This is a genomic window from Streptococcus pneumoniae, assembly GCF_001457635.1.
GTDB lineage: Bacteria > Bacillota > Bacilli > Lactobacillales > Streptococcaceae > Streptococcus > Streptococcus pneumoniae.
Map to the genome: position 1 here is coordinate 1,516,226 of NZ_LN831051.1, position 13,372 is coordinate 1,529,597.

Annotated in this window: 7 protein-coding genes and 2 pseudogenes; 6 read left to right on the top strand and 3 right to left on the bottom strand. The window is 41.1% G+C overall.

Annotated features, from left to right (window positions below):
* The first annotated feature begins 113 nt into the window (after positions 1-113).
* A complete protein-coding gene (locus AT689_RS08135; protein WP_000706434.1) occupies positions 114-1,229 on the top strand; it encodes a glycerate kinase in 1,116 nt (371 codons plus the stop codon).
* On the opposite strand, the gene AT689_RS08140 is transcribed toward AT689_RS08135, so the two are convergent.
* Positions 1,226-1,672 carry a YueI family protein gene (locus AT689_RS08140; RefSeq protein ID WP_000131079.1) on the bottom strand — a complete coding sequence of 149 codons (447 nt, stop codon included), beginning with the start codon at positions 1,670-1,672 and terminating at the stop codon, positions 1,226-1,228. The two genes, AT689_RS08135 and AT689_RS08140, sit on opposite strands and share 4 nt — an antisense overlap.
* 163 nt (positions 1,673-1,835) lie before the next feature.
* On the opposite strand from AT689_RS08140, the gene eno reads away from it, so the two are divergent.
* A complete protein-coding gene (gene eno / locus AT689_RS08145; protein ID WP_000022813.1) occupies positions 1,836-3,140 on the top strand; it encodes a surface-displayed alpha-enolase in 1,305 nt (434 codons plus the stop codon).
* Between the two features lie 137 nt (positions 3,141-3,277).
* Here eno and AT689_RS08150 read toward each other — a convergent pair whose 3' ends face one another.
* Both AT689_RS08150 and AT689_RS12575 read right to left on the bottom strand, forming a co-directional pair.
* Positions 3,278-3,724, bottom strand: coding sequence for a tyrosine-type recombinase/integrase (locus AT689_RS08150; RefSeq protein WP_044811956.1), 447 nt, complete (start codon positions 3,722-3,724; stop codon positions 3,278-3,280).
* A pseudogene (locus AT689_RS12575) lies at positions 3,624-4,457 on the bottom strand (IS630 transposase-related protein). The gene AT689_RS08150 and the pseudogene AT689_RS12575 overlap by 101 nt, the downstream one beginning before the upstream one ends.
* A 170-nt stretch (positions 4,458-4,627) precedes the next feature.
* Here AT689_RS12575 and AT689_RS12585 point away from each other — a divergent pair.
* The 4 genes and pseudogenes from AT689_RS12585 to AT689_RS08170 form a co-directional block, all read left to right on the top strand.
* Positions 4,628-4,783, top strand: a pseudogene (locus AT689_RS12585) (diacylglycerol/lipid kinase family protein); the annotation flags it as partial.
* 199 nt (positions 4,784-4,982) lie between these two features.
* Positions 4,983-8,258 carry an ATP-dependent nuclease subunit B gene (gene rexB, locus AT689_RS08160; protein WP_000772340.1) on the top strand — a complete coding sequence of 1,092 codons (3,276 nt, stop codon included), beginning with the start codon at positions 4,983-4,985 and terminating at the stop codon, positions 8,256-8,258.
* Positions 8,255-11,905, top strand: coding sequence for a helicase-exonuclease AddAB subunit AddA (gene addA, locus AT689_RS08165; RefSeq protein ID WP_000767230.1), 3,651 nt, complete (start codon positions 8,255-8,257; stop codon positions 11,903-11,905). The genes rexB and addA overlap by 4 nt, the downstream gene beginning before the upstream one ends.
* A gap of 169 nt (positions 11,906-12,074) precedes the next feature.
* Complete coding sequence (locus tag AT689_RS08170; RefSeq protein WP_000174775.1) at positions 12,075-13,253, top strand: hypothetical protein; 1,179 nt, start codon at positions 12,075-12,077, stop codon at positions 13,251-13,253.
* Positions 13,254-13,372: the final 119 nt, after the last annotated feature.

Below are 13,372 nucleotides of genomic sequence, written 5' to 3' on the forward strand. Positions count from 1 at the left end.
GGAATCGCCTTTTGTTCCAAAGAAATGCTCAAAAAAGAAATACCACATCATGTTGACAAGAGGGATTTTTTAGAAGTTCTTCCTTTGATTGACTGTTTAGAATGAGGGAAAATATGAAGATTGTAATTGCACCGGATTCGTTTAAGGAAAGCTTGACAGCTCAACAGGTAGCTGAAGCAATAAAAAGAGGCTTCCAACAATCGATAGCAGATGTAGAATGTCTCCTCTGCCCTGTTGGTGATGGGGGAGAAGGTACTGTAGATGCTATCCGACATTCTCTTGACCTAAAAGAAAAATGGATCCAAGTGACAGACCCTTCTGGACAAAAAGAAGCCATGCGCTATTTTCAAAAAGGGGAACTGGCACTATTTGAAGTAGCTGACTTGGTTGGTCTTGGAAAAATTCCGCTAGAGAAACGAAATCCACTTCAAATCCAAACTTGTGGTATTGGAGAGTTGATTCTCCATCTCATTTCTAAAGGGATTAAAGATATTTATATCGGTGTTGGTGGCACGGCCAGTAATGATGGAGGACTGGGGATTGCTGCTGGTTTAGGTTATCAATTTTATGATAGGGATGGAAATGTCTTGCCTGCTTCCGATCAATCCTTATTAAACTTAGCTTCTGTTTCAACAGAAAATTGCTATAAAATTCCTGAAGGTGTTCAAATTCATATTCTAGCAGATGTCGTGAGTCCCTTATGTGGTCATCAAGGTGCGACTTACACTTTTGGCAATCAAAAAGGTCTACATCCGACTATGTTTGCAGTCGTAGATCAGGCGATCCAAGATTTTTATGAAAAATTCTCACCTGCAACATTAGAAATTAAAGGAGCAGGAGCAGGTGGAGGCCTTGCTGGTGGTTTGTGTGCCTTTGCTCAGGCAAGTATCGTGTCTGGAATTGATACCTGCTTGGACTTAATCAACTTTGATAAGAAAGTTTCAGATGCTGACTTGGTTGTTGTTGGAGAAGGAAGACTTGATAGTCAAAGCTTTGCTGGGAAAGCGCCTATAGGTGTTGCAAAAAGAACCCCTGTTGGAGTTCCTGTTATTGCTATTTGCGGTAGTCTTGCTGAAGATTTACCTCCCCTACCATTTGAAAATATCCAAGCTGTCTTTTCTATTTTGGAGAAAAGTGAACCTTTAGAAGATAGTTTGAAAAATGCCAGTCTCTATCTGGAGCGCACGGCTGCCAATATTGGGCACTTATTAAATATGTGCAAGATTTAGCTAAACCATTTCTTCCATAAGGATGTTTTGGCTGGTTCTTCCTTTTTAACTTCCCAAAGTTTTGGAAAAGCAAGTCGAAGGTCTTTTTCTTCTACTTGAACTGGTGCATTGCTATGAATAACCAGGCCCAAAGGAGAAGTAATATGCTCTTCAGATACTATGGTGGCTTGACTATCAGTTTCTTTTGCTTCTTTTAAGTAGAAAACTTGCTTATCAAATTCGATAGTTGGTGAAATCTTCACAAATAGTGGCTCTGCTTTTTCCTGAAGGTTTTCTAAAATAAATAAAAAGCCTTTTTCTAACTGAGGGCTATTTGCTGTGTCAATATCTACATATCCAAGAACTCTTTCCTCAAAAGTACCAAGATAGCGTCTTTGCTCATCCGGATTTATTTTTAACCCACCATGAGCTTTTTCAAGTAATTGTTTTGATAAATCTGTCATGAAAACAGTATATCATAAAAGTTAGAATAAAACAGACAAAAGAAAGCGATTACTTTATAAAGTTAAGGAAAAGTTGCACAAAGATAACGTTTTTTCTTGAAAAAGGAGGGGTTTTAAGGTATTATAGAGGTGTAAAAAATTTAACTCATAAGGAGAGTAAAAAATGTCAATTATTACTGATGTTTACGCTCGCGAAGTCCTAGACTCACGCGGTAACCCAACACTTGAAGTAGAAGTTTACACTGAATCAGGTGCTTTCGGACGTGGTATGGTTCCATCAGGAGCTTCTACTGGTGAACACGAAGCAGTTGAACTTCGCGACGGTGACAAATCTCGTTACGGTGGTCTTGGTACACAAAAAGCTGTTGACAACGTAAACAACATCATTGCTGAAGCTATCATTGGCTACGATGTACGTGATCAACAAGCTATTGACCGTGCTATGATCGCACTTGACGGTACTCCTAACAAAGGTAAATTGGGTGCGAATGCAATCCTCGGTGTGTCTATCGCTGTAGCTCGTGCTGCTGCTGACTACCTTGAAATCCCACTTTACAGCTACCTTGGTGGATTCAACACTAAAGTTCTTCCAACTCCAATGATGAACATCATCAACGGTGGTTCTCACTCTGACGCTCCAATCGCTTTCCAAGAGTTCATGATCTTGCCAGTTGGTGCGCCAACATTTAAAGAAGCCCTTCGTTACGGTGCTGAAATCTTCCACGCTCTTAAGAAAATCCTTAAATCACGTGGTTTGGAAACTGCCGTAGGTGACGAAGGTGGATTCGCTCCTCGTTTCGAAGGAACTGAAGATGGTGTTGAAACTATCCTTGCTGCGATTGAAGCTGCTGGATATGTACCAGGTAAAGACGTATTTATCGGATTTGACTGTGCTTCATCAGAATTCTACGATAAAGAACGTAAAGTTTACGACTACACTAAATTTGAAGGTGAAGGTGCTGCTGTTCGTACATCTGCAGAACAAATCGACTACCTTGAAGAATTGGTTAACAAATACCCAATCATCACTATTGAAGATGGTATGGATGAAAACGACTGGGATGGTTGGAAAGCTCTTACTGAACGTCTTGGTAAGAAAGTACAACTTGTTGGTGACGACTTCTTCGTAACAAACACTGACTACCTTGCACGTGGTATCCAAGAAGGTGCTGCTAACTCAATCCTTATCAAAGTTAACCAAATCGGTACTCTTACTGAAACTTTTGAAGCTATCGAAATGGCTAAAGAAGCTGGTTACACTGCTGTTGTATCACACCGTTCAGGTGAAACTGAAGATTCAACAATCGCTGATATTGCAGTTGCAACTAACGCAGGACAAATCAAGACTGGTTCACTTTCACGTACAGACCGCATCGCTAAATACAACCAATTGCTTCGTATCGAAGACCAACTTGGTGAAGTAGCTGAATATCGTGGATTGAAATCATTCTACAACCTTAAAAAATAAAATAGTTCAGTGAACTATTTTATCCCGAACCATGAAATTCAAAAGTTCGGCCGTTGATTTAACAACGTTTCTAGCCCCTCGGATTTTATCCGAAGGGCTATTTTTGTATTTAGAGGACAAAAAAGGGACAAAACTTTTTAAAAAATCTTTTTCATAACTTTATCCAGTACATTGATTGCTTCATCTTTCATGTTCTTTGTGACGTGGGTGTAGATGGAAGTAGTGACTTCAGAGTCGGAATGACCAACCCTGTCCGTGATTGTTTTTAAAGGAATTTTATTTTCTGATAAGATGCTAATAGTGGTGTGTCTGAAGATGTGAGGGGACAGATGTTTGGGAATTGGTTTTTTAAGGCGTTCGTTTGCTCGCTGGAGAGACTTGCTCAAGATAGAACTATGAACTGGTTTTCCTGTATTGGTAACAAAAATACGGTCGCTTTTGTGCCAATTCTTATCGGTTGTTTCGCTTAGACAATTTATATAGTCAATTGAAACAAGAACAAGACAAAAGAGCCTCATAAAAGGTATTGCAACTTGGTAATACCCTTTTGAGGTGCTTTTTGATATGAGCCCATGTTTTCTCAATAAGATTGTACTCAGGCGAGTAGGGAGGAAGAGGTAAAAGTTTATGCCCAAACTCTTCACACAAGAGTTCTAGCTTCCCCATTCTATGGAATCTTGCATTGTCCATTAATATAGTAGATTGAAACTAGAATAGTACACCTCTACTTCTAAAACATTGTTAGAATTAGATTTTACTGTCCTGATCGATTTGTCCTATTCTTACTTCGTTTTAATATAATAACCAATGGTGCGGTTAATGTTGGTAAGAGAAATTTCTGAAACCAAGCTTCAAAAAAGTCGCTCGTCATCGTCTCTTCGTAAGTCATTGGAGCGATTAACTCACCATTCATTTGTTAGACCTGTGCTAGGTGCTTTAAACTATTAAAATTCTTAAGAAATAAGGCTACTTTTTCTGGGTCTTGTTCATAGTAGGTGTGGTTCTTTTTTTTCGAGTGTAGCCCATAGCTTTGAGCGCATAGTGGATGGTAGTTGGATGACAGCCAAATTCAGAAGCTATTTCAGTCAAATAAGCGTCTGGATTGTCAGTAAGATAGTTTTTAAGTCTATCTCTATCAACTTTTCTTGGTTTTGTTCCTTTTACTTGGTGATTTAGCTCTCCTGTTTTCTCTTTTAGCTTTAACCAGCCATAAATGGTATTACGTGAGATTTGGAAAACGTGTGATGCTTCTGTTATACTACCTGTTCGCTCACAATAAGAGAGAACTTTTTTACGAAAATCTATTGAATATGCCATAAGAAGATTATACCACATTGTGTACTATTTTTGGTTCATTTTACTATAGTAGATTGAAATAAGATACGAACAGCTTGATTAGGGAAATCAAATTAATTTCTAGAAATATTTTAGCATCCACGGTGTACTATTATAGTTTCAATTTACTATAGTTCAATCATTCTATCAAGAATATTGAATATATAAAGGCACGTAATATTAAAACTTCTTCTGATATCGAATTAGAGTCCGATGTTGATGGCGATAAATCAGACAATCTACCAGTCGACATTAAGATACTGGGACAACACATTGAAGTGTATTCCGTACCTAAGAAACAATCATAAAACTCAAAGCCTTGTTACCGAGGCTTTTTTATTATGTGATTTTCAGTAGCCAGACTTATTCTATCTAATACAAGTAAAGCTAAGTATTTAAGATTTAGCAGATGATGAAGAAAAGAAAGGATGGCCTAAATATTTTAACAGATTTACGAGGCTAATCATGGTATAATATAGGGTGATGAAAAATTCCAACGAGGCTGAGATGAAATTACTTTATACTGATATTCGGACTTCTTTGACAGAAATTCTAACAAGAGAGGCAGAAGAGCTAGTTGCAGCTGGCAAGCGGGTCTTCTACATTGCCCCCAACTCTCTTTCTTTTGAAAAGGAACGCGCCGTGCTGGAATGCTTGTCCCAGCAGGCTTCTTTTTCGATTACCGTCACGCGCTTTGCTCAAATGGCTCGTTATCTGGTCTTGAATGATTTACCAGCTAAAACTACTCTTGATGATATCGGTCTTGGGTTGGCCTTTTACAAATGCCTTGCCGAACTCGATCCCAAGGACTTGCGTGTTTATGGCGCTATTAAGCAGGATCCTCAATTGATCCAGCAGTTAATTGAGCTTTACCATGAGATGACCAAATCCCAGATGAGTTTTTTGGACTTGGAGAATTTAACAGATGAGGATAAGAGGGCGGATTTACTCTTGATTTTTGAGAAAGTAACAGCCTATCTTAATCAAGGTCAGTTAGCCCAGGGAAGTCAGTTGTCCCATTTGATTGAGGCTATTGAGAATGACAAGGTAAGTAGTGATTTTAATCAAATCACCTTGGTCATTGACGGCTTTACTCGTTTTTCTGCTGAGGAAGAGCGGGTTGTGGACTTACTTCACGGCAAAGGTGTTGAGATTGTTATCGGGGCTTATGCTAGTAAGAAAGCCTATACCAGTCCTTTTAGCGAGGGCAATCTCTACCAAGCCAGCGTAAAATTTCTCCATCATCTGGCTTCTAAATACCAAACGCCTGCTCAGGACTGTTCTCAAACTCATGAGAAGATGGATAGTTTTGACAAGGCCTCTCGTTTGTTGGAGTCTTCTTATGACTTTTCAGAACTCGCTTTGGATGTCGATGAGAAAGACCGTGAAAATTTACAAATCTGGTCTTGTTTGACGCAAAAGGAGGAGTTGGAGCTAGTAGCCCGTAGTATTCGTCAGAAATTACATGAGAACTCAGACCTGAGCTACAAGCATTTTCGTATTCTCTTGGGGGATGTAGCTTCTTACCAGTTATCTCTCAAAACCATTTTTGACCAGTATCAGATTCCTTTTTATCTTGGTAGAAGCGAAGCCATGGCTCATCATCCCTTGACTCAGTTTGTCGAGTCTATTTTAGCTTTAAAACGTTACCGTTTTCGTCAGGAGGATTTGATTAATCTTCTTAGAACTGATTTGTATACTGACCTCAGTCAGTCTGATATTGATGCTTTTGAGCAATATATCCGCTATCTTGGTATCAATGGCTTGCCAGCCTTTCAGCAAATCTTCACCAAATCCCACCATGGAAAATTTAATCTTGAGCGTTTGAATGTCCTCCGCCTGAGAATTTTAGCACCTCTTGAAACCCTCTTTGCCAGCCGAAAACAAAATGCTGAAAACCTCCTACAAAAATGGAGTGTCTTTCTAAAAGAAGGAGCTGTGACCAAGCAGTTACAAGATTTGACAACCACTTTGGAAGCTGTAGAACAGGAAAGACAAGCCGAAGTTTGGAAGGCTTTCTGCCATGTTTTAGAACAATTTGCGACTGTTTTTGCTGGTTCACAGGTTAGTCTGGAAGACTTCCTAGCCTTGCTCCATTCTGGAATGAGTTTGTCCCAATACCGTACCATTCCAGCAACAGTGGACACTGTTCTGGTGCAGAGTTACGATTTGATTGCACCATTGACTGCTGACTTTGTCTATGCTATTGGACTAACTCAGGACAATTTACCAAAAATTTCTCAAAACACCAGTCTTCTGACAGATGAAGAAAGGCAAAACCTAAACCAAGCGACCGAAGAAGGCGTTCAATTACTGATTGCCAGCAGTGAAAATCTCAAGAAAAATCGCTACACTATGCTTTCCTTGGTCAATTCTGCTCGTAAGCAGTTGTTCTTGTCGGCTCCAAGCCTTTTTAACGAAAGTGAAAGTAAGGAATCTGCCTATCTTCAAGAGTTGATCCATTTTGGATTTAGGCGGAGAGAGAAGAGGATGAATCACAAAGGACTGTCTAAGGAGGATATGGGGTCCTATCACAGTCTTTTGTCTAGTCTGGTTGCCTATCACCAGCAGGGTGAGATGAGCGATACTGAGCAAGATTTGACTTTTGTCAAGGTTCTGTCGCGTGTCATAGGTAAAAAACTAGATCTGCAAGGTCTGGAAAATCCAGCTATCCCAACCAGTCCAAGCAGCAAGACCTTAGCCAAGGACACCTTGCAAGCTCTCTATCCTGCCAAACAGGAGTTTTACCTGTCTACGTCGGGTTTGACAGAGTTTTATCGCAATGAATACAGTTATTTCCTACGCTACGTTTTAGGCTTGCAGGAGGAATTACGTTTGCGTCCTGATGCCCGTAGTCACGGGAATTTCTTGCATCGTATCTTTGAACGCGCCTTACAGTTGCCTAATGAAGATTCCTTTGACCAACGTCTAGAACAAGCTATTCAAGAAACCAGTCAAGAACGCGAATTTGAAGCTATTTATCAAGAAAGTTTGGAAGCCCAGTTTACCAAGGAAGTTTTGCTTGATGTTGCACGGACGACTGGACATATTCTCCGACACAATCCAGCCATCGAAACCATCAAAGAAGAAGCAAATTTTGGTGGAAAAGACCAAGCCTTTATTCAATTAGACAATGGACGCAGTGTCTTTGTACGAGGCAAGGTGGACCGGATTGACCGTTTGAAAGCTAATGGAGCGATAGGAGTAGTAGACTACAAATCCAGTCTGACTCAGTTCCAGTTTCCTCATTTCTTTAATGGGCTCAATTCTCAGTTACCAACCTATCTTGCTGCCCTAAAAAGAGAAGGGAAGCAGAACTTTTTCGGCGCCATGTACTTGGAAATGGCTGAACCTGTCCAATCTCTGATGGCGGTAAAAAGTCTGGCAGGAGCAGTGGTAGAAGCCAGCAAATCTATGAAATACCAAGGGCTCTTCTTGGAAAAAGAAAGCAGTTATTTAGGCGAATTTTATAACAAAAACAAGGCTAATCAACTGACAGATGAGGAATTTCAGCTCCTACTGGACTACAATGCCTATCTTTACAAGAAAGCTGCTGAGAAGATTTTAGCAGGCCGGTTCGCCATCAATCCTTATACTGAAAATGGCAGAAGCATTGCCCCATACGTCCAGCAACATCAGGCTATTACAGGCTTTGAAGCCAATTACCATCTGGGCCAAGCCCGTTTCCTAGAAAAATTGGACCTAGCTGATGGCAAGCGTCTGGTCGGAGAAAAACTCAAGCAAGCTTGGTTTGAAAAAATAAGAGAGGAGTTAAATCGATGAAGCTTATTCCCTTTTTAAGTGAGGAGGAGATTCAAAAACTGCAAGAAGCAGAAGCAAATTCGAGCAAGGAACAGAAGAAAACTGCCGAACAAATCGAAGCTATCTACACTTCTGGTCAGAATATCCTGGTCTCAGCATCGGCTGGTTCTGGAAAGACCTTTGTCATGGCAGAGCGCATTCTGGACCAATTGGCGCGTGGTGTCGAAATTTCTCAACTCTTTATCTCAACCTTTACCGTCAAGGCTGCAACTGAACTTAAAGAACGTTTAGAGAAAAAAATCAGCAAGAAAATCCAAGAAACAGATGATGTCGATCTCAAACAACACTTGGGTCGCCAGTTGGCAGACCTACCCAACGCTGCCATCGGAACCATGGACTCTTTCACACAAAAATTCCTTGGCAAACATGGTTATCTGCTTGATATTGCACCTAATTTCCGTATTTTACAAAACCAAAGCGAGCAACTTCTTCTCGAAAACGAAGTCTTTCATGAGGTCTTTGAAGCGCATTACCAAGGTAAACAGAAAGAGAGCTTTAGTCATTTGCTGAAAAACTTTGCTGGGCGTGGCAAGGACGAACGGGGTCTGCGGCAGCAAGTCTATAAAATCTATGACTTCCTCCAATCCACCAGTAATCCTCAAAAGTGGCTGAGTGAATCTTTCCTCAAAGGCTTTGAGAAAGCTGATTTTACCAGTGAAAAAGAAAAACTGACTGAGCAAATCAAACAAGCCCTCTGGGATTTGGAAAGCTTTTTCCGTTACCATCTGGATAACGATGCCAAGGAGTTTGCAAAGGCTGCCTATTTAGAAAATGTTCAGTTAATTCTGGATGAAATTGGCTCCCTAAATCAGGAGTTCGATAGTCAGGCTTATCAGGCAGTACTTGCGCGTGTTGTCGCCATCTCTAAGGAGAAAAACGGTCGTGCTCTGACTAATGCCAGCCGTAAGGCTGATTTGAAGCCCCTGGCTGATGCCTACAACGAAGAGAGAAAGACCCAGTTTACTAAACTAGGACAATTATCAGACCAGATAGCGATTCTCGACTATCAAGAACGTTATCATGGAGACACTTGGAAACTAGCTAAAACCTTCCAATCTTTCATGAGCGATTTTGTAGAGGCTTATCGTCAGAGAAAACGACAGGAAAATGCCTTTGAATTCGCTGATATCAGCCATTACACCATTGAGATTTTAGAAAATTTCCCACAAGTTCGTGAGTCTTATCAGGAGCGCTTCCATGAAGTCATGGTCGATGAGTATCAGGATACCAACCATATTCAAGAACGGATGCTGGAATTGTTGTCTAATGGCCACAATCGCTTTATGGTGGGAGATATCAAGCAATCCATCTATCGTTTCCGTCAGGCAGACCCGCAGATTTTCAATGAGAAATTCCAACGCTATGCGCAAAATCCCCAAGAAGGCAAGCTCATTCTCCTCAAGGAAAATTTCCGTAGTAGTTCAGAAGTGCTGTCAGCAACCAATGATGTCTTTGAACGTCTCATGGACCAAGAGGTCGGCGAAATCAACTATGATAACAAGCACCAGCTTGTTTTTGCCAATACCAAACTGACTCCCAATCCAGACAACAAGGCAGAATTTCTCCTCTACGACAAGGACGATACAGGTGAGGAAGAAGAGAGTCAAACAGAAACGAAACTAACAGGCGAAATGCGCTTAGTTATCAAGGAGATTCTGAAACTTCATCAAGAAAAAGGTGTTGCCTTTAAGGAAATTGCCCTTCTGACCTCCAGCCGCAGTCGTAATGACCAGATTCTCCTCGCCCTGTCTGAGTACGGGATTCCTGTCAAAACTGACGGAGAGCAAAACAATTATCTCCAATCCCTAGAAGTGCAAGTCATGCTAGACACTCTTCGTGTCATTCACAATCCCCTGCAAGACTATGCCTTGGTTGCCCTTATGAAGTCTCCAATGTTTGGTTTTGATGAGGATGAGCTAGCACGTTTGTCCCTTCAGAAAGCAGAGGATAAAGTCCACGAAAATCTCTATGAGAAACTGGTCAATGCACAAAAAATGGCAAGTAGTCAAAAAGGCTTGATTCACACAGCTCTAGCTGAAAAACTAAAGCAATTCATGGATATCCTAGCTTCTTGGCGCTTGTATGCCAAAACCCACTCTCTCTATGACTTGATTTGGAAGATTTACAACGACCGTTTTTATTATGACTATGTTGGGGCTTTGCCGAATGGTCCTGCTAGGCAGGCCAATCTCTATGCCCTAGCACTGCGTGCTGATCAATTTGAAAAGAGCAATTTCAAAGGTTTGTCGCGTTTTATTCGTATGATTGACCAAGTCTTAGAAGCCCAGCACGATTTGGCAAGCGTGGCCGTCGCACCGCCAAAAGATGCAGTAGAGCTCATGACCATCCACAAGAGTAAAGGGCTGGAGTTTCCTTACGTCTTTATCCTCAATATGGATCAAGATTTCAACAAGCAAGACTCTATGTCAGAAGTCATTCTCAGTCGTCAGAATGGTCTTGGTGTCAAATATATTGCCAAGATGGAGACAGGGGCAGTAGAAGACCACTATCCTAAAACCATCAAACTCTCCATTCCTAGTCTGACCTATAGGCAGAACGAAGAGGAATTACAGCTAGCAAGCTATTCTGAGCAGATGCGTTTGCTGTATGTTGCTATGACGCGGGCTGAGAAAAAGCTCTATCTTGTCGGCAAGGGTTCTCGTGAAAAGCTGGAAGTCAAGCAATACCCAGCAGCCAAAAATGGGAAACTAAATAGCAATACTAGACTGCAAGCACGGAATTTCCAAGATTGGCTTTGGGCTATCAGTAAAGTGTTTACTAAGGACAAGCTCAACTTTAGTTATCGTTTTATTGGCGAAGATCAGTTGACCAGAGAAGCTATCGGAGAGTTGGAAACCAAGAGTCCTCTCCAAGATAGCTCCCAAGCAGACAATCGTCAGTCAGATACCATCAAAGAAGCTCTGGAAATGCTGAAGGAGGTGGAAGTTTATAATACTCTTCACCGCGCAGCTATTGAACTTCCTAGTGTTCAAACCCCAAGTCAAATCAAGAAATTCTACGAACCAGTTATGGATATGGAAGGTGTCGAGATTGCTGGTCAAGGTCAGTCAGTAGGCAAGAAAATCAGCTTCGATTTGCCAGATTTTTCAACCAAAGAAAAGGTAACTGGAGCTGAGATTGGTAGTGCTACTCACGAACTCATGCAGAGAATTGACCTCAGCCAGCAACTAACCCTTGCTAGCCTAACAGAAACACTCAAACAAGTTCAAACTAGCCAAGCTGTCAGAGACAAGATCAATCTTGATAAAATTCTTGCTTTCTTTGACACAGTACTCGGTCAGGAAATTCTTGCTAATACCGACCATCTCTATCGCGAGCAACCTTTCTCCATGCTCAAACGAGACCAAAAGAGTCAGGAAGACTTTGTTGTCCGTGGTATCCTTGATGGCTATCTGCTTTACGAAAACAAAATTGTTCTGTTCGACTACAAGACAGACCGCTATGATGAACCAAGTCAACTCGTAGACCGCTATCGTGGTCAGTTAGCTCTATACGAAGAGGCTTTATCACGAGCCTATTCGATTGAAAATATTGAAAAATACTTGATTTTACTCGGTAAAGACGAGGTTCAAGTTGTAAAAGTATAACTTATACTCTTTGAAAATCTCTTCAAACCACGTCAGCTTCGCCTTGCTGTATATATGGTTACTGACTTCGTCAGTTCTATCCACAACCTCAAAACAGTGTTTTGAGCTGATTGCGGCTAGCTTTCTAGTTTGCTCTTTGATTTTTATTGAGTATTAGAAAGGAGACCTCATGACACTTCCAGTTAGAAAATCCCTGCACGATGCAGTTTTACAGGCTTCGAAAGCGGATACTTGGGAACAAGCTACCAAGGAATGGAATGAAGTTTCCTTGATTTTTAACGGTATCGGCCGTAGCAATTGTGTCTGTGGAAATGCCATCAAATACGCTTATGAACTCTTTAACGGTGTCACAGGCCAACGCCTCTTTCCAATTGGTAGCGACTGTGTTCGTCATTTTCATCGATTGTCCCTTGACCAGCAATTGGAAGAGGAAGAAAAACTGCTCAGAAAGGTTGAAAATCTAACCAGAAAAGCTCAGAAAAAGGAAAAAATCAAGGTCAATAAAAGTGACTTTGACGAGCGACTTCTAAAATGGCTCTGGGAAAAAGGTGTTTTCAAACCCAATCGTGGCAATCAATTTGCGCCTGAGAGAGACTACCAGCTTTTCCTAGAAGTCTTTCAGGGAGGAAGTTGGACCAAGGCGGAACCAAAGAAAAAGGCTCGGATGGAAGAAGTCCTTGAAAAGTGTATCAAACCCTTTTTACTTGGGAAATCGGATGACCAACTCTACCTTGTCAAGCTAGGCAAGGAGAAAATTGACTACGAACAAGAACTCCGTATCCAGGCAGAGAAAGAACGCAAGAAGAGGGATAAAATCGCCAAGCAATATGCAGACAATCTGGTTCTAGCCATGGGACCCGCAGAGCGTGCTTATCAAGATTACTTTGGCTTTACAGAGACCCTGACTCAAGAAGAACGCAAGTGGGAAAAAATTCTTTTTGGTAAAAATAGAGCAGAACGGGCTATCAAGGCCAAACAATACCAAAAAGAGCTGGAAAAAGACCAACGAATTGCCAGTCAGGATCCAATTGAAAGAAAACAGAAGCAGACTTGGCTCCTCAATTCCTATTTTCGTGAGCTTCCTGAAGAAAAAGCTCGATTTTCTAGGCTCTTATTAGAATATCGAAAAAGTGGTGAAGTACCCTTTTCAACTGAATACCTGTCCGATCATCTCATCGACTTTTTCTATAAAATGAAAGCCTTTGAATTTGAAATCGCACCAGAACAAGTCCGAGATTTTCTAAAAAAAAGCCTGCAGGAAGACCATCGCTCATCAGCACAAGGAAGCTGGATAGAAGGAATTCTCCTCAACTGCCTCAAACCATTTTTAGAACGATTAGTGATATGAGTAACACCTACCGTGTAAATTTCATGGTAGGTGTTATTGTACCCCCAAATAATATAAAACAAAGTATGAAAGCGCATCTCAATTTTAAGACTTTTTTGTAAATTAAGAGTATAATTAAG